13 protein-coding genes, 1 pseudogene and 2 riboswitches are annotated in these 17,749 nt (G+C 45.9%); of the genes and pseudogenes, 12 read left to right on the forward strand and 2 right to left on the reverse strand.

What is annotated here, in order from left to right:
- Positions 1–579: transposase (locus tag ADU22_RS06515; RefSeq protein WP_156324435.1), on the forward strand; the 579-nt coding region annotated here is incomplete at its 5' end.
- Between the two features lie 357 nt (positions 580–936).
- On the opposite strand, the gene ADU22_RS06520 is transcribed toward ADU22_RS06515, so the two are convergent.
- Positions 937–1,506: a TetR/AcrR family transcriptional regulator gene (locus ADU22_RS06520; RefSeq protein WP_053361423.1), complete on the reverse strand. Its 570-nt coding sequence runs from the start codon at positions 1,504–1,506 to the stop codon at positions 937–939.
- A gap of 221 nt (positions 1,507–1,727) precedes the next feature.
- Between ADU22_RS06520 and ADU22_RS06525 the strand changes: the two genes are divergently transcribed.
- The 4 genes from ADU22_RS06525 (at position 1,728) to ADU22_RS06540 (ending at position 4,549) form a co-directional block, all read left to right on the forward strand.
- On the forward strand, positions 1,728–2,654 hold the full coding sequence (locus tag ADU22_RS06525) for a DsbA family protein (RefSeq protein WP_053361424.1): 927 nt from the start codon (positions 1,728–1,730) through the stop codon (positions 2,652–2,654).
- Between the two features lie 16 nt (positions 2,655–2,670).
- Positions 2,671–2,973 carry a monooxygenase gene (locus ADU22_RS06530; RefSeq protein WP_053361425.1) on the forward strand — a complete coding sequence of 101 codons (303 nt, stop codon included), beginning with the start codon at positions 2,671–2,673 and terminating at the stop codon, positions 2,971–2,973.
- A gap of 194 nt (positions 2,974–3,167) precedes the next feature.
- Complete coding sequence (locus ADU22_RS06535; protein WP_053361426.1) at positions 3,168–3,875, forward strand: hypothetical protein; 708 nt, start codon at positions 3,168–3,170, stop codon at positions 3,873–3,875.
- A gap of 251 nt (positions 3,876–4,126) precedes the next feature.
- Positions 4,127–4,549, forward strand: a complete 423-nt coding sequence (locus tag ADU22_RS06540; protein ID WP_053361427.1) for a YugN family protein — start codon at positions 4,127–4,129, stop codon at positions 4,547–4,549.
- Positions 4,550–4,640: 91 nt separating this feature from the next.
- Here the strand turns inward: ADU22_RS06540 and ADU22_RS06545 are convergent, their stop codons facing one another.
- A complete protein-coding gene (locus tag ADU22_RS06545) occupies positions 4,641–5,261 on the reverse strand; it encodes a cell wall hydrolase (protein WP_053361428.1) in 621 nt (206 codons plus the stop codon).
- A 361-nt stretch (positions 5,262–5,622) separates the two neighbouring features.
- Between ADU22_RS06545 and ADU22_RS06550 the strand changes: the two genes are divergently transcribed.
- From ADU22_RS06550 to ptsG, 7 genes and pseudogenes are all read left to right on the forward strand, one after another.
- Positions 5,623–6,576: an AAA family ATPase gene (locus tag ADU22_RS06550; RefSeq protein ID WP_053361429.1), complete on the forward strand. Its 954-nt coding sequence runs from the start codon at positions 5,623–5,625 to the stop codon at positions 6,574–6,576.
- Position 6,577: 1 nt separating this feature from the next.
- Positions 6,578–7,789: a DUF58 domain-containing protein gene (locus ADU22_RS06555; RefSeq protein WP_053361430.1), complete on the forward strand. Its 1,212-nt coding sequence runs from the start codon at positions 6,578–6,580 to the stop codon at positions 7,787–7,789.
- Complete coding sequence (locus ADU22_RS06560) at positions 7,786–9,990, forward strand: transglutaminase TgpA family protein (RefSeq protein WP_053361431.1); 2,205 nt, start codon at positions 7,786–7,788, stop codon at positions 9,988–9,990. Before ADU22_RS06555 ends, ADU22_RS06560 begins: the two co-directional genes overlap by 4 nt.
- A 33-nt stretch (positions 9,991–10,023) precedes the next feature.
- Positions 10,024–10,125, forward strand: a riboswitch (purine riboswitch).
- A gap of 143 nt (positions 10,126–10,268) precedes the next feature.
- A complete protein-coding gene (gene guaA, locus ADU22_RS06565) occupies positions 10,269–11,789 on the forward strand; it encodes a glutamine-hydrolyzing GMP synthase (protein WP_197280117.1) in 1,521 nt (506 codons plus the stop codon).
- Between the two features lie 734 nt (positions 11,790–12,523).
- A riboswitch (purine riboswitch) is annotated at positions 12,524–12,625 on the forward strand.
- 118 nt (positions 12,626–12,743) lie between these two features.
- Entirely contained in the window at positions 12,744–14,072 is a 1,329-nt protein-coding gene (locus tag ADU22_RS06570) for an NCS2 family permease (protein ID WP_053361433.1), read from the forward strand.
- A 125-nt stretch (positions 14,073–14,197) separates the two neighbouring features.
- Positions 14,198–15,039: pseudogene (gene glcT, locus ADU22_RS06575) on the forward strand (glucose PTS transporter transcription antiterminator GlcT).
- 207 nt (positions 15,040–15,246) lie between these two features.
- Positions 15,247–17,310, forward strand: coding sequence for a glucose-specific PTS transporter subunit IIBC (gene ptsG, locus ADU22_RS06580; RefSeq protein ID WP_053361434.1), 2,064 nt, complete (start codon positions 15,247–15,249; stop codon positions 17,308–17,310).
- The last annotated feature ends 439 nt before the right edge of the window (positions 17,311–17,749 follow it).

Raw genomic sequence — 17,749 nt, forward strand, 5'->3', positions numbered from 1 at the left:
GGCCTTCAATTCGTTGCCAGGGTAAAGGGAAATTCAAAGCTTACAATCCTGAGTAAACGTGACAACACAGAGGATTCGAACATTGTTTTAGACGCTGAAGTGCAGGTCAAGAAGCCAAAAACGGACGAAATGGTTTCACTGCGTCTCGTAGAATTTCTTGATGAAGAAGCCAATAAATATAGGGTAGTCACGAACCGCCGGGACCTTACTGCGAGTGAAATCGCAGAGATTTATCGCCAACGATGGAAGATTGAACTCTTTTTCAAGTGGATCAAACAGCACCTCAAACTGGTGAGATTCTACAGTCACACCAAGGAGGCCGTGTGGAACCAATTGTGGCTGGCCATGATCGCTTATGGGCTCTGCGAATTAGTCAGAATTCAGACTGGTTCAAAAAAATCCACCTGGGAAATACTCAAATTTCTCCGTCAATATTGGTATGACACATGGGACAACTTTATGGGGGCCCTTCTAAGGGAGCCGAGTAGAAAGTCCAAAGGAAGACGAAAAAAAGGAAAACCCGGGCGGCCAAGAAAATATCCCAAGAAGTTGAAGACCGTTCAAATTGTCCATAGGTAATCGGATAATTAGGTGCTAACTTGCTTGGTAACTATGTTGATTTAGTCAGGAGTCCCTTTTTTTGTCTTAAAAGCTAACTAGCAGATAACTACACGGAAAAATTAACCTTGAATGGCGGTGTTTTCCACCTTATTGCAAAGCTAGTGGTTTATATGATCCAAATCACCGAATTTTGCCTTAATTAGGGGGTATTAATCGGAATGTCTCCGCTTATATCTTCTAATTAAGCCTCGAAATTTACATTAGCCGGAAATTCTCCGCTTATGAATTCCCATCCCTTTCCTAAGGTGAACCCTTTACCAATTCCCAAGATTTTCACCCAAAAAGAGAACCCGGCCCAATGGGATGCAGGACCTTTTAGTGCTTGGAAGCCATTTTAATTCCGGACATGACATAAGGCATGGCTTTTTTAATATATTCTTCCGGCGGCGTATTTTTACTGTGCCTTCTCCATTCTGCAGAAGCTCCGTAAATCCCCCAGCTTAAAATCACAGCCGTGATTTTAAGGGATTCATCCTCTTCTGAGCGATTTTGTTTTAACAGCATTTTGTAAAAAATGATTTCCAGCTGCTCTCTGACAATGCGGGCGATCGTATCTTCATACCCTCGGTGACAGCGATTGGACAAGGATAGCTGAAAATCTGTTATCGCTTTGAAGATTATGATCAGCGATTTTTCATTGAGATCGCTTTCTTGAAAGTCATGACCTTTCAAGTTGATCAACAATACTTCAGATAGAACCTTTTCAAGTAAATCATATATATCTTCAAAATGATAATAGAAGGTAGCACGGTTAATCATGGCTTCTGCTGTAATGTCTTTTACGGTGATATCCTTAAATTCTTTTTTGCCTGACAGTTCGATAAAGGAATCCATGATTAACTTGCGGGTACGCAGAATTCGAGGATCCGTCTTTATTTCAGCCATGTCAAAATCTCCTCCTATTTTTTCAACAATATTTCCAATCTGTTGGATAAGCGACAGATCCGGTATTCTATTGGTTTTTATAGTATTAATTATGGACTAAGATACAATCATAAGGCAATCAGGTTGACTGCATAAAAGCGGGGAGAAGATGTAAAGGCCAAGGTTTCAATTAAACACCAGGCATTTTCGCCACCACTATTAAAAGAAATGGGGGATGAATGATGAAAAATCAAAACATGATTTGTGATTTGGAAACAGGAGTATGTGGAGTTGCAGGAGAGGATGAAATGGAGTTGATGGATTTTCAACAACCGAAAAAAACCATTGATCTCTATTATGTGACCGACCCAATCTGTTCCCATTGCTGGGCGGTCGAACCTGTTCTGCGCCGGTTTATAGAGCAATACGGTCACTATTTTAATGTTCATACTGTTATGGGCGGGTTATTGGAAAAATGGGGGGACGGTCCGGTTGATCCTGCAAATGGAATTTCAGGTCCGGCAGATGTTGCCGGCCACTGGAGAGAGGTTGGGGAGTATTCCCGTATGCCAATTGATGGGTCACTCATGATCGACAATCCGGTTCAATCCTCCTACCCGCCGTCCCGCGTGTTTAAAGTGATTCAAAAAAAACATGACAGCGTGTTAGCTAGCGAATTCTTACGGCGCACAAGAGAAGCCCTGTTCATTTTCAATCAAAATATTGCCGAAAAACCTGTCATGACCGAAATTGTCAATCACCTTGGGTTGGATGGAGAAGCCATCGTAAAGGAAGCAGAACAGGGAAGTGGGCAAGAATGGTTAATGGAAGACTTCGCTCTTGTTAGAAAACTGGGTGTCAGGGGTTTTCCAACGATTGTGATGATCAATGAGGAAAATAAAGGGGTAAAAATTGTTGGCGGCCGTCCGTTTGAATATTATGTGAATGGACTGAAGCAGGTTCTTAATGAGGAAGAGCTGCAGCCAAACCAACAGCCGTCCCTTTCCAGCCTGCTTGAAAAAGAAAAACTTCTATTCTCAAAAGAAATTGAAGTGATGTATGATATCGATCCATCGGAGGTAAACGGCTTTGTGGAGAAAGAGCTGTCAGCCACTGAATATCATAGGAAGGAAATTCTGGGGGAAACCTACATTGCGACTGCAAAATAACGAGAGGAGAACGACAATGGCATACGTATTACAAATGGATTTCAATATGGAAGGACCTTTTGGTGATGAAATGGCGGAGGCTTTTTCCGGCCTTGCAAAAAGTATCAATGATGAAGAGGGCTTTCTATGGAAAATCTGGACTGAAAACCCTGACACAAACGAAGCCGGAGGAATCTATCTTTTTGAAACAAAAGAAACAGCCTCGAAGTACTTAGACAAGCATTCCAAAAGGTTGGCGCAATTTGGAATCGCCGATGTTAATGCAAAAATCTTTGCCATCAATTCCAAACTCACAGGAATCACCCAAGGACCAGTATAAAAAAATAAAAGGGTTTCAGGAAAGGTAAACCTTTTCAGAAACAGATAAATTGTCAAACAAGGCCTAGATTAGAGAGGGATATGCTGCATCCGGCATGCCTGTCTGTCCTGGGTCTTTTTTGTATATCGCCAGGCGATATAACCCTTGCAATTACTTCTGAAAACCCTCATATTTAAAAGGAAAGGAGGCCCGATATGCGACGTGATATACAACCGAATGAACGAGCTTTCTCTTCCAAGGAAGTAGCAGAAGAAGTGGGGATTGCCACTCCTACTGTTCGCAAGTATGGCCAAATATTAGAGCGGAATGGATATGAATTTTTGAAGGATGGAGACCGGCGTATCTTTGTCCAATCGGACATTGCAGCGCTTATAGCGCTGCGCGATACGGACAAGCCCTTGGACGATACGGCCAAGGACCTTGTATCCCAACAAAAAGAAAGGCTGGCACAGCCAAGTGGATCGGAGGTTGCGACAACCGATACATATGACCATCTTCCCCAAGACCCCAATCAACTAAAAGAAGCCCTGATGTTTGTATTCAATGAACTTGCAGCCGCCCGTGAAATGAATGTCCAGCTGAAAAACGATATGGCACTGTTAAAGCAATCGGTTTCCCGGCTGCAGCAGGACCATCATGCCATAAGCTCCACCATCAGCAATTCAGCACAAAAAACAAATGTTAAAATCGAAAAGTTGACTGAAAAGCAAAATGCCTATTATGAAGCATTGCTGGAACAGGAAAAGCAAAAAAGTGAACAGCTGCAGAAGGAAATACAAAGTATACGGGAAGAGCAGAAAAAAGAATGGAACTCGCAAAATGATTTTAATAGACGGCTGGAAGAAGCGATACAAAGACCGCAAGGGAAATGGAGTGCGCTTTTCTCCTTCTTCCGTAAATGACCGGTTCTCAAGGGCTAAACAATGTATCGCAGGGCGATATGGGCAGTTAACGACATAAAAGGACCTAAGTCATTTTCTTATCATAATTTGTAGATATTTCTCGGGAAATTGTAGAATTTTGAAAGGAAAGTGACCGGAAATAGCTTTTTCTTTTAGCGGGAATAATATTTTCGTTCTGTCCAATGCCACTCCCACCCGTTTCAACAAATTTATGTTCGGGTAAATAGAAGTGAAAAAGGGAGGCATAGCCGATGATAAAACTTGAGACAGAACTGGAAGGAAAAGGGGCGCGATATACCGATATAGTGGATGCATTCGAGAGTCATGGATTCAATGTCGGCGGAAATTGGGACTATGACCACGGAATGTTTGATAAGACCCTCGCTGATGAAGACGGTGAAACCATTTATTTGCGTGTCCCGTTCGATGTGGCGGAAGGAAACCTGGACGATAACGACGCCAGGGTCGTCTTTGGCACTCCTTTTGTGGTCAATCATATCGCCGATACAGACATCGACCAGGAAGACAGCGCTGTCCTAACAACAACGGGAATGGAACAATTTAAAAGTCCAGTCGATAAAGATGGCCCGATACAGAAGAAATCGAAGTGGGCAGTAGAGGGAGAGCGGGAAATTGCCGAATTGCTTGGCAATATTGAAATCATTACCATGTAGACTGAACGGACGATGACAATGAGCAGCATCTATATATGGAAAAGAAGCTTCCGTTTACAATCCTGGAAGCTTCTATTTGTTTGTTATAGAATCAATAGGCAAACCGATGATTGCCGATATCTTTTATTGTCGTCCTGGTGAAAATCCACTGATTCGTGGCGATTCTTGGATTATAGTAATATAGGGCGCCGTTGGTTGGGTCCCAGCCAAGGTAGGCATCCTTTACAGCCTGGTAGGCATTAGAATCAGGGTAAAGATAGTACTGCCCGTCATAAACGGCAGTGAAAGCATTGCGCTGAAAGATGACTTGGTCAATGCTGTCAGGGAAATCCCTTGACGCCATCCGGTTTAAAATCACGGCTGCCACAGCAACTTGCCCTTGATAGCTTTCGCCTCTTGCTTCCCCGTGGACAACATGGGCCATATTCACGGCATTATTGATCATTTCGGCGGTCTGGGAACCTACTTGTCCAGTGGCCGGGATGCCAAAGTCCTGCTGGAATTGTTCCACGGCGCTGGCCGTTACATTGCCATAAAATCCAGTCGTGCTTGTGTTGAAATACCCCATTTTCTTAAGCACAGATTGAACATAAGTCACATCGGAACCTGTGGAACCCCATCTCAATAGCTGGGAAGCCTCAACTTTTAGCTGTGAGAAACTAAATATAAAAATAACGGCAGCCACGGCTGCATAAAGCTTTATGTACTTCATTAATACGCTCCTATCTCTCTGGAAATATGTATTCTAGTATTCCGTCATCCTTGTAAATCAGGTACCCTCCACCTCCTTAAGTCTCAGCTGCATGCCTAAGAAAAGCACCCGGCGTGTCCCTTATTCCCTTTTCCCTTTGAGAGTCGAAGGAAACTCCTCCAATAGAAGGAAATCCTTCAAAAACGTGCTTAATCGCTTTCTCCTGATTTTTAAAGTAGTTTGGCATATTTAGGTAAAATCAGGAGGAACTCGGAGTGGTTTTTTACAGAAAATAGTGAAAATATAGGTTATAATGAAGAGTGTATCTTGAGGGAAAAACGGCCTAGTGCTTTTCTATATAAAGGAAATGGGAGGAAATTGAATGAGCAATCGAACCAATCCTGCAATTGAACAGATACTTCAAAATATAGCAAAGGTGATGACGGGAAAGCGGGAGGTCTCCCAACTAAGCTTAGTGGCACTCCTTTCAGGCGGGCATGTTCTGCTTGAGGATGTGCCTGGTGTTGGAAAAACGATGATGGTTCGTGCTTTAGCGAAATCTGTCAGCGCCGAGTTCCGCAGAATTCAATTTACCCCGGATCTGCTACCCTCCGATGTAACAGGTGTTTCAATTTATAATCCAAAAGAAATGGAATTTCAGTTCCGTCCTGGCCCGATTATCGGGAATATCATCCTGGCTGATGAAATCAACCGGACTTCGCCCAAAACCCAGTCAGCCCTCCTTGAAGGCATGGAGGAACATAGCGTGACAGTGGACGGTGTGACTTATAAGCTGGACAAGCCATTTTTTGTCATGGCTACCCAGAATCCGATTGAATATGAGGGAACATATCCGCTGCCTGAAGCGCAGCTTGACCGTTTCCTGCTGAAAATGAAAATGGGCTACCCTGGCATAGATGATGAAATGGAAGTACTTAGACGCGCACAAAGGACAGCGCCGATTGAAGAATTGGAGCCAGTCGTGAGCATAGCCGAGCTGCGCCAGCTGATGGAAGAGGTTAAAGAGGTTTTCGTTGACGAATCGATCACTCGCTACATTGTTGATTTGGCATCCAGGACCCGTAACCATGCCAGTGTATACCTTGGTGTCAGTCCCCGTGGTTCGATTGCCCTGATGAAGGCCTCCCAGGCTTATGCCTTTATGGAGGGAAGGGACTATGTCCTGCCCGATGATGTTCAATATCTTGCGCCCTATGTATTTTGCCACCGGATTATCCTGAAGTCGGAAGCACGCTTTGAGGGGATCAGCACAGAGGAAGTGGTCGACMGTGTCCTTGCAAGAGTTCCGGTTCCGGTTCAAAGGCTAGTGAAGTAGCATGAAATCTTTATTTGGGCGCTTCAAGGAAATCTGGAAACTGATGTTCCTGCTGGTGTTAATGCTTATTGTTTTTTGCTATGCCATGTTCCAGGGCGGTTTCGTCAGCTGGTTCCTGTTTTACAGCTTTCTCCCCTTTGCCTTGTTTGCTCTGGGAGTGTCGTTGTATCCTTTGGGCAGCTTCAGCGGTGAAAGGTCATTTAGCCACCGGGAGTTTGTGGCGGGAGAACCTGTCAAAGTGCGGGTTGAGCTGAAGAGGGGGACAGCTTTTCCGCTATTTTACTTAATCGTGCAAGAAATGGCCGGTAACTCCCTGCCGGGGAGCCGGATGAGAGGAGCGAAGAGGCTTGTTTTTCCCGGTTTCAGAAAGACGTTTACGCTTGATTATACGGTCCAAAATATCCCCAGGGGAGAGCATTTGTTTCAGGGGATACGTCTGAAGACAGGTGATTTGCTGGGTCTGGCGGAGCGGGAAAAGATCCTGCCGCTTGAGGATAGGATCCTTGTGTATCCCTCCTATGAAGAAATGGTTTATCGTCCTTTTGAAAACCGGTTCGACCAGGGTGCGGCCAGTTCGAATGAGCGGATTTCGAGAGATTCCACCATGTCTGTTGGAGTTCGTGAATACCAGCCGGGTGATCGCTTTTCATGGATAAACTGGAAGGCGTCAGCCAAGCGGAACGATTTTATGACAAAGGAATTCGAACAGCGCCAATCCCATGAAGTGCTTGTGCTGATGGATTGCCAGGATGTCCCGCAATTTGAAGCGGTGGTTGCCTTTTGTGCTTCCGTATTAAGGGCGATGCTGCGAAGAGGCGTGGAAGCGGGCCTGTTGACAGTCGGTGGCGAACGATTCATGGTGCCGGTGCGAGGCGGAGAGGACCAGCAGCATAAACTTCTCTACCATCTGGCAAAAATTAAAGCGGATAGTACGATTCCTTTCGATCAGGTGCTTGCAGCGGAAAGCTTTGCCGGCAGGCAGAACACGCTGATGCTTATAACCGCCAAGCTGACCGAGGGACTCATTGATAAAGCCGCATACAGTTCCAAGGGCAATGGGGCGGTAACCATATTTTTGGTGAAAAAAAGCCAGGAGCCTGTTTCGGGGTCAGAGCTTTCATTAAAAACAGTTGCCCGTTCCAGGGGGATCAGGGTTTTCTCTGTATATGAAGGGCATTTTGCCGAGGCATTCTCGGAGGTGAACAGCGGATGAGCTACCTGCAGAAAAAAAGGGGCGCTGCCTCCTTTTGGTTATATGCATTAAGTTTTGTTCTCCTATGGGAGTGGCTGAGACCGGTTCAGCAGTTAACAGAAACAGGATTTATCGGTGCTTTCCTGGGATTTGCGTTTATGTCGCTTTTGCTTTCGTTCCTTGGTGTTTGGAGTGTTTTTGCCTTGTTGGCCAAAATGCTTTACATTTTGTACAGCATTGCCAAAATCCACTATGAAGGAGCGGTTTTTAATCTTTCATGGCTAGGCTGGTTTCTGAAGGATATACAGGCAAATCTGGGTGCAGTCTGGAATGGGCAGTGGTCGGAAATGTCCAATCCGTTCCGGTCCTTGCTCTTTTTCATCCTGATTTGGCTGGTGACTTATCTGATTGATTACTGGTTGTTAAACAGGAAGCGGATTCTTTTGTTTTTCATGATGACAGTTGTTTTTATCACTGTGATTGACACCTTTACCGCCTATAAAGCGGATGCAGCCATTTTAAGAGTGGTTGTTGCAGGCTTCGCCATTCTTGGATTGCTGGCGTATTATCGGCTGGCTGAAAAAGAAAGGCTCCCGTCCGGCCATCTGCACCCCGGAAAATGGATTGTTCCGCTGGCGGTGATGATTTCTGGAAGTACCCTGATTGCGTGGGCCGCTCCAAAAGCCAATCCAATTTGGCCAGACCCGGTTCCATTCATCCAGTCAATGAATGATGGCAGCGGTACGGAACAAGGAGGCGCAGCAAAACGTGTTGGTTATGGCAGCAATGATTCCAGCCTGGGCGGGCCGTTTGTTGGCGATGATTCACTGGTATTTACTGCAGAGGTGGAAGAGAGGCATTATTGGAAGGTAGAGACAAAGGATGTATACACCGGGAAAGGATGGGTGTCCAGTAAAGGGGAACATCCTTCCCACCTGGAGTTCAGCGGGGAAACGCCGCCGCCAATCATGTCCTTTTACGGTAATCAGGGCGAGGTACTTAGAAGTACTGTCCATAATGAAATGGACTATTCCCATATCCAATATCCGCATGGTGTAAGAAAAATTGTCACAGATGAATTTTACCTGTACAGGTTAAACCGGCAGACAGGAAAAATTACTTCATTGAAGGATTTTGAACCAGAAGCACCTGCATCGTATGTCGTGGAATACGACAAGCCGGCATTCCAGGTAAAGGCCCTGCAGGATGGTTCCGTGGAAGATGATGACGAGTATGCCCATTCCATCCTCAATACGTATACCCAGCTTCCGGAGGACTTGCCGCCCGAAATCAGGGAACTGGCCCTGGAGGTGACAGACGGGCTTGAAACCTGGTATGAAAAAGCCCAGGCGGTTGAGAAGTATTTTCGTAATAATGGTTTTGTCTATGACCAAGTTGACGTAGCCATTCCGGAAGAAGATGAAGACTATGTCGCGCAGTTCCTGTTTGACACGAAGCGGGGCTATTGCGACAATTTTTCCACTTCGATGGCGGTCATGCTCAGGACCCTCGATATTCCTGCCCGCTGGGTGAAAGGGTATACAGAGGGAGAGTACGTGGAGACGCTCGAATCAGGCACAAGAGTCTATGAAGTGACCAATAACAATGCGCACTCCTGGGTAGAAGTCTATTTCCCCGAGGTTGGCTGGGTGCCATTTGAACCAACCCAGGGCTTTTCCAATAATGTAGTGTTTCAAACAGAGGAAAGTTCTGCTGTGCCAGAGGGTACGGAAGAAACAGAAGAGACAGCGGCGCCTGTTCCCCTTCAGCCTGAACGCGGAGAACTTGAGCCCGAGGCAGCCTCGGCAGCTGGTTCACAAGACGGGTGGAGGAAAAGTGCCACATCCTTTTTGTCCGATAACTGGAAACAGTTTATTGGAGCGATCCTTCTGCTTGCGGGCACGGCCGCTCTCGCCTATTGGAAGCGGAGAAAATGGCTTCCTTTCTATTATATTTTCCTGTTTAAATTGCGGAAAAAGGATGAGCATTTCCCGACTGCTTATTTGGCTTTGCTGGCTCAGCTGGGACGTTATGGGCTGAGGCGGAGTCCGAGCCAGACTCTTCGCGAGTATGCATGGGAGGTGGACCAGTTTTTCTCAAGCAGGGAAATGAGAAGGCTGACAGACCACTATGAACAATTCCTCTATCGCGGAACCCTGGAGGAAGGAACATGGCAGAAATCAAGGGAAGCATGGGAATATATGATAAAAAAAGCAGGTTGACCAGAAAAATGCTATACTGGTACAATGTTTTAGTAATTTAATAGTATACTCCTTCGTATAACATCGATAATATGGATCGAAAGTTTCTACCAAATCACCGTAAATGATTTGACTATGAAGGCGGAGCATATTCCTGACTAGAATTCTGCCTTTGAACATTTCGAAGGAAAATTCTAGTTTTTTTATTTACATTGGCTATACTAACAGGATAAAAAAGCACTTATTTTTAAGAAGAGGTGACCGACTTGTCAACGAAAGAGGAATTGCTGGACCAGGAAATGATCGTTGTATTGGACTTCGGCAGCCAGTACAACCAGCTGATCACCAGAAGAATCAGGGAATTTGGGGTGTACAGCGAGCTTCATCCCCATACCATCACGGCGGAAGAGATAAAAAAAATGAATCCAAAGGGAATCATCTTCTCCGGAGGACCCAACTCTGTCTATGATCAGGGATCGTTCCGGTGTGATGAAGAAATTTTTGAGCTGGGTGTGCCAATTCTCGGGATTTGTTATGGAATGCAGCTGATGACCATGCATTTTGGCGGAAAGGTAGAGCCTGCCAAGAACCGGGAATACGGGAAGGCTCTTTTAACCTTACAGCACGAAAGCCCTCTGTTCGCAGAAACACCAAATGAACAGACTGTCTGGATGAGCCATGGTGACCTGGTTACGGAGGCACCTCCAGGATTCCGCATCGATGGAGTCAACCCATCCTGTCCGATTTCGGCAATGAGCGATGAAAGCCGGGGTCTGTATGCGGTGCAGTTCCACCCTGAAGTGCGCCATTCTGTTTATGGCACTGATCTGCTGAAAAACTTTGTTTTTGGCATTTGCCAATGCGCTGGCGATTGGTCAATGGAAAACTTCATTGAAATCGAGATGGAGAAAATCCGCCAGGAAGTCGGCGATAAGAAGGTTTTATGCGCATTGAGCGGCGGGGTGGRTTCATCGGTTGTTGCCGTGCTTATCCATAAGGCAATTGGCGATCAGCTGACTTGCATTTTTGTGGACCACGGACTATTGCGCAAGGGCGAAGCCGAGGGAGTCATGAAGACTTTTTCCGAAGGTTTCAACATGAATGTCATCAAGGTTGACGCCAAGGATCGCTTCCTCAGCAAGCTGGAAGGGGTATCAGACCCTGAACGAAAGCGGAAGATCATTGGCAATGAATTCATCTATGTGTTTGATGATGAAGCCACAAAGCTGGAAGGGATAGAATTCCTTGCCCAGGGCACCCTTTACACCGATATTATCGAAAGCGGAACGGCTACTGCGCAGACCATTAAGTCCCATCACAACGTGGGCGGCCTTCCGGAAGATATGCAGTTCAAGCTGATTGAGCCATTGAATACGCTCTTCAAGGATGAAGTAAGGGCACTTGGCACGGAGCTCGGCATCCCGGATGAAATCGTCTGGCGCCAGCCGTTCCCTGGCCCAGGGCTTGGAATCCGCGTGCTGGGAGCGATCTCGGAAGAAAAGCTGGAAATTGTCCGGGAATCTGATGCCATTCTTAGAGATGAAATCAAGAAAGCCGGTCTTGACCGCGACATTTGGCAATATTTCACGGTGCTCCCTGACATCCGCAGCGTTGGCGTGATGGGCGATGCCCGCACATACGACTATACGATCGGAATCAGGGCCGTTACCTCGATTGATGGAATGACCTCCGACTGGGCGAGGATTCCATGGGATATACTCGAAATCATCTCCACCCGGATCGTCAACGAAGTCCCGCACATCAACCGGGTCGTGTACGACATCACAAGCAAGCCGCCAGCCACTATAGAGTGGGAATAGGAAAAGCGGAGCCGACTGTCCAGGCCCGACAGGCATAAGACGCTCCAGAATAGAAGGCGTTCTTTGCCTTCAATTCTGGAGTGGCTTATGACCCGAGGGGCTAGGAGGCGGAGCTGGACAGTAGGAAAAGCGGAAGCCCCCGTTCAGCGGCGTATGGACTGGAGCGCGGCGACTGAGATAAGGTGAAACTTCAATCCGTGAGTGCCTTCCTCACGGATTGTTAGTTGAACCGATCGGGTTTTTACGGTCAGTTGTGAAGCTACTGCCCGTTAAAACGCGATAAAGGAAACACGAAGAGCGTAGCGATTCGATGTTGACTTATCGTAGGGAGGCGAGCGAAGTCCACTAGCTGCTGGGGGCTGCAGCTGGACAATAGGAAAAGCGGAGCCGACTGCTCAGGCCCGAAAGGCATAAGACGGTCCGGAATAGAAGGCGTTCTTTGCCTTCAATTCTGGAGTGGCTTATGACCCGAGKGGCTAGGAGGCGRAGCTGGACAATAAGAAAAGCGGAAGCGGCTGTCCAGCCCCGAAAAGCACTGGAGGGCCAGCAGTTGAAGGCGTTCTTTGCCTTCAGGTGATGGACCGAAGTGTCTCGAGGGGCTAGCCGCTGGAGCTGGACAATAGGAAAAGCGGAAGCTGCCTAACCTAAATACGAACAATAAAAAGCGAACATTGTTGAATGTTCGCTTTTTATCTTGACGTAGTCGAAAAGTCCTGCTAAAATAAAGGTGAAATCAATTAAATACTAATATTCGTCGTATAATCTTGGGGATATGGCCCAAAAGTTTCTACCGAGCTGCCGTAAATAGCTTGACTACGCGGATTGCAACTGGATGTTTTTTATATCCTATTCCTGTTCTTTTGCATCTGCAGTCAACGCTATGGTATACCGTAGCGTTTTTTCTAATTTTTGGGCAGACTTGTAAGAGACGATTTATTTTAAGGGGAGATAGTGATGAAAAAATACTTTCAGTTTGACGAGTTAGGCACGAGTTACCGCCGTGAATTCGTTGGCGGGATGACTACGTTTCTGGCAATGGCCTATATTCTTGTCGTTAATCCACTAGTTTTGACATTGGCAGATGTTCCCGACCTGCCTGACGCCTTACGGATGGATGCTGGAGCCGTCTTTGTGGCAACCGCGCTATCTGCAGCTCTTGGTTCCCTGATTATGGGCCTCTGGGCAAAATATCCGATTGCCTTGGCGCCAGGCATGGGGTTGAATGCCTTCTTTGCATATACAGTCGTTTTAGGCAGCGGTGCTCCATGGCAACATGGCCTTGCAGCGGTGTTTGTTTCGGGGATTTTCTTCCTGCTTCTGACATTTACAGGGCTGCGCGAAAAAATCATTAACGCCATACCTGCTGAAATGAAGTTCGCCGTAAGCGCGGGAATCGGCCTGTTTATTACATTCCTTGGTTTTCAAAATGCAGGCATTATTGTAAATAATGATGCTACGCTGGTTGGCCTTGGAGACCTCACAAGCCCTAATACCCTACTTGCCATTTTCGGGCTCGTTGTAACGGTTATTATGATGACACGCGGAATTAACGGTTCTGTATTTTATGGCATGGTCCTTACTGTTATTGCTGGAATAATCTTTAATCTGATTGATACTCCAGAAAAGATTGTTGGGCCGGTGCCAAGTCTTGATCCAACTTTTGGAGCGCTTTTCTCGGCGTTTGGGGATCCGGCATTTTACACAACAACCATGCTTGCTACAATTTTAACATTCCTGTTTGTCGATTTCTTTGATACGGCGGGAACATTGGTGGGAGTTGCGAATCAGGCGGGATTAATGAAGGAAGGCAAGCTGCCGCGCGCAGGAAAGGCGCTTTCGGCGGATTCGGCTGCAACTATTGTTGGTTCCCTTTTAGGAACATCGACAGTAACTTCATATGTCGAGTCATCTTCGGGTGTAGCATCCGGAGCGAGGACTGGATTTGCATCTGTTGTAACGGCTGGATTCTTCCTGCTTGCACTGTTTTTCTTCCCGGTTCTGTCCATCATTACCGCGCCAGTTACAGCCCCCGCATTGATCATTGTGGGTGCGCTGATGGTTTCCTCTCTTGGAAAGATTGATTGGTCCCGTTTTGAAATTGCTGTTCCTGCTTTCCTGACCATCATTGTTATGCCGCTTTCCTATAGCATAGCTACAGGGATTGCAGCCGGGTTTATCTTTTACCCGATCACAATGATTGTCAAGGGCCGTGCCAAAGAAATCCATCCGGTTATGTATTTCCTGTTCGCCATTTTTGTACTGTATTTTATCTTCCTGGCTTAAATCCGGGAAAAGGGCCCAGATTCGTTTGGGTCCTTTTTTATGTCTATCCTTTTCCATTGACTTCTGATGCAGCCTTTAATAACATTGTACTAATCTATGAATGCGCTTAAAAAAGAGGTTGGACGATGTCTGAGTTGATTGTAAACAAGGTTCTGAATAACAATGTCCTTATTGCCGGACACCCGGAATTTGGCGAGGTTGTTTTAATTGGCAAAGGAATTGGATTTAATCGGAAGCCAAATGAAGTGATTGAAGGGGCCCAGGCTGAAAAGCTGTTTGTCCTGAAGGATTCGAAGGAGCAGAAGAACTATATTAAGCTCTTGCCATATTTGGAAGACGACCTTCAAAAGGTGATTATTACAGCGATTCAGCTGATAAAAGAAAAGGCGAACGCCGAGCTTAATGAGCATATCCATGTAGCATTGACTGACCACCTGATGTTTACCGTAAGCCGGCTATCCCAGGGAATGGAGATACGCAATCCGTTTTTGGTCGAAACAAAAACGCTGTTTCCAAAGAGTATGAGCTGGCCAGGGAAGTGCTTGGGCTTTTCAGGGAAAAGGTCCAGGTGGAATTGCCTGAGGGTGAGGCTGGATTTATCGCTCTTCATATTCATAGTGCTGTCACCAATAAAGAAATATCAGAGGTCAATCAGCATTCCCGTCTCGTAACGGACCTGGTGAATATGATCGAGGAACAGCTGGATATAACCATTAATAAGGAAAGCGTTGATTATATGAGGCTTGTCCGGCATTTGCGGTTTGCGATTGAGAGGGTAAAGAATCAGGAAAAAGTGGAAGAGCCAGAAAAAATTGCTTCCCTATTGAAAGAAGAATATCCAATATGCTATAATCTCTCTTGGAAACTCATTAAAGTGATGCAGCAAACCTTGAAGCAGCCAGTTTTTGATGCGGAAGCGGTTTATCTGACGATGCATCTGCAAAGGCTTCAGAAGAAAATAAAATAGCACTGATAGATAACCTTTTTTACGTGTTACTGATTCGATCAGGCATGAGTAAAGAAGACGATTAATGGAAGTATATAGGGATATACCGCCTTTTTGTGGGTATCTTGTCTATGACTTCTTTTAATTGTTTTCCTGCTCATGCCTTTTTTATTTGGTTTGTAAAAACGCTTGATGGGTTGAAAGAAACTTGATGAGGAGGATCATTTTATGTTTAAAAAAGCTTTTGGCGTTTTGCAAAAAGTTGGTAAAGCGCTAATGCTCCCTGTGGCATTGCTGCCGGCAGCTGGCATCCTGCTTGCCCTTGGTGCGGCACTTAAAAACCCTGCATTATTGGACCTGGCGCCATTTTTAAATAACGGCGGCGTTGATGTGGTTGCGACGGTAATGCAGAGGGCGGGGGATATTGTCTTCGGCAACTTGCCACTGTTGTTTGCGGTCGGGGTAGCCGTTGGTCTTGCTGGCGGGGAAGGTACCGCTGCACTCGCTGCCATCATTGGGTATTTGATTATGAATGTGACGATGGGTGCTGTGCTAGGCATCACTCCCGAGGATGTCAACGGGTTGAACTATGCTAATGTCCTAGGCATCCCAACCCTTCAGACTGGTGTCTTTGGCGGAATCATCGTCGGTATTCTTGCTGCAGCCCTTTATAACCGGTTCTTTGAAATCGAGTTGCCATCTTATTTGGGCTTCTTTGCTGGTAAGCGGTTTGTGCCCATTATTACAGCGGCAATGGCCATTCTTCTTGGATTGCTTATGCTTATCATCTGGCCGCCAATCCAAAGTGGCTTAAATGCCTTCTCCCAAAACATGGTACACGCGAATCTTACTGTCTCAGCGTTTATATTCGGGTTAATTGAACGTTCATTAATCCCGTTTGGTTTGCACCACATTTTCTACTCGCCGTTCTGGTTTGAATTTGGCCAGTATACAACTCTTGCCGGCGACGTGGTCCGCGGTGACCAGCGAATCTTTATGGCGCAGATTACCGATGGGGTACAAGACCTTACAGCTGGAACATTTATGACGGGTAAATTCCCATTCATGATGTTTGGCCTTCCCGCTGCGGCGCTGGCTATCTACCATGAAGCAAAGCCTGAACGGAAAGTGGTTGTCGGCGGTTTAATGTTATCAGCTGCCTTAACGTCTTTCCTTACGGGAATTACGGAACCACTTGAATTCTCATTCTTATTCGTTGCTCCGCTTCTTTTTGCGGTACATGCCGTTTTTGCGGGACTGTCTTTCATGACAATGCATCTATTAGATGTAAAAATCGGAATGACCTTCTCTGGTGGATTGATCGACTACGTTCTATTTGGACTGATTAATCCGCAGACCAATGCATGGCTTGTTATTCCTGTCGGCTTGGCATTTGCAGCTATTTACTACTTTGGATTCCGTTTTGCCATCCGCAAATTCAATCTTATGACTCCAGGGCGTGAAGCTGTCCAGGAAGAGGAAGAGGGCTCCAAAGGGAAAACCGGAGATCTTCCATACAATGTACTGGAAGCGATGGGCGGAAAAGAGAACATTGCGCACCTTGATGCATGTATCACGCGTCTTCGTGTATCAGTTAATGACATTAAACAGGTTGATAAAAATGAACTGAAAAAACTTGGTGCTGCAGGTGTCCTTGAAGTCGGAAACAACATCCAGGCAATTTTTGGACCGCGTTCCGAAACCATCAAAGGGCAGATGCAGGACATTATAAAAGGTAAAAGGCCGCGTCCGGTCGAAACGAACCAGGCGCTGGAAGTAGAACAGCAGATTGAAGAAGTGAATCCCGAAGCATTGCAAACGGAACATCAAGGCGGCGATGCATTTGTTACTCCTATCAAAGGGGAAATCAAACCCATTACCGAAGTGCCTGATGCTGTATTCTCCGGGAAAATGATGGGGGATGGATTTGCAATTGAACCATCCGAAGGTCTAGTGGTATCCCCTGTCAGTGGAAAAATCGTCAATCTGTTCCCGACCAAGCATGCTCTGGGCATCCTGTCAGATACCGGCCGCGAAATCCTGATCCATGTGGGGATTGATACGGTTAATCTTAAAGGGCAAGGGTTTGAAACGCTTGTTAAGGAAAATGACACAGTAGAACCAGGACAGCCATTGCTGAAATTCGATCTTGAGTATATAAAAAATAACGCAACTTCAACCATCACTCCGATTGTATTTACGAATCTTGGTGAAGGTGAAAGTGTGGAACTTAAGAAACCTGGCAATGTGGATGCTGGTGAAAAGAACATTATTGAAATTAATAGAGGCTAAACAGATAAAAGGTTCCCGTCGGAGTGACGGGAACCTTTTTTTTGAGGGCTTGTTTTCCAAATAAAAACAGTTAAATTTATGTTGACCATATTTGATACAAGTGCTAATATAAATAAGCAGTCGCAACGAGCGGCTAATACGAAAGCGTTGATTGGTTAACAACAGCAATTTTTTTAAAAAAAGATGTTGACTAAATTTGACCTTCGTGTTATATTAATTAAGTCGCTTACGAGCGATGATTGCTCTTTGAAAACTAAACAAACAAGCGTCAACAAACAATAATATTCATGACTTCTATTATAGAAGTACATGAGCCAACGTTTTATTTTATGAGCTAATCACTCTTTATTGGAGAGTTTGATCCTGGCTCAGGACGAACGCTGGCGGCGTGCCTAATACATGCAAGTCGAGCGGACTTGAGGGAGCTTGCTCCCGATGG

The organism is Bacillus sp. FJAT-27251, assembly GCF_001273925.1.
In the GTDB taxonomy this organism is placed as follows: Bacteria; Bacillota; Bacilli; order Bacillales; family Cytobacillaceae; genus Mesobacillus_B.

Excerpts from the sequence above, each read along its gene's own strand:
- ADU22_RS06560 (WP_053361431.1), top strand. The coding sequence starts at position 7,786 with ATGAGCTACCTGCAGAAAAAAAGGGGCGCTGCCTCCTTTTGGTTATAT.
- ADU22_RS06520 (WP_053361423.1), bottom strand. The coding sequence starts at position 1,506 with ATGGCTGAAATAAAGACGGATCCTCGAATTCTGCGTACCCGCAAGTTA.
- ADU22_RS06535 (WP_053361426.1), top strand. The coding sequence starts at position 3,168 with ATGCGACGTGATATACAACCGAATGAACGAGCTTTCTCTTCCAAGGAA.
- ADU22_RS06555 (WP_053361430.1), top strand. The coding sequence starts at position 6,578 with ATGAAATCTTTATTTGGGCGCTTCAAGGAAATCTGGAAACTGATGTTC.
- ADU22_RS06570 (WP_053361433.1), top strand. The coding sequence starts at position 12,744 with ATGAAAAAATACTTTCAGTTTGACGAGTTAGGCACGAGTTACCGCCGT.
- ptsG (WP_053361434.1), top strand. The coding sequence starts at position 15,247 with ATGTTTAAAAAAGCTTTTGGCGTTTTGCAAAAAGTTGGTAAAGCGCTA.
- ADU22_RS06545 (WP_053361428.1), bottom strand. The coding sequence starts at position 5,261 with ATGAAGTACATAAAGCTTTATGCAGCCGTGGCTGCCGTTATTTTTATA.
- ADU22_RS06540 (WP_053361427.1), top strand. The coding sequence starts at position 4,127 with ATGATAAAACTTGAGACAGAACTGGAAGGAAAAGGGGCGCGATATACC.
- ADU22_RS06530 (WP_053361425.1), top strand. The coding sequence starts at position 2,671 with ATGGCATACGTATTACAAATGGATTTCAATATGGAAGGACCTTTTGGT.
- ADU22_RS06525 (WP_053361424.1), top strand. The coding sequence starts at position 1,728 with ATGAAAAATCAAAACATGATTTGTGATTTGGAAACAGGAGTATGTGGA.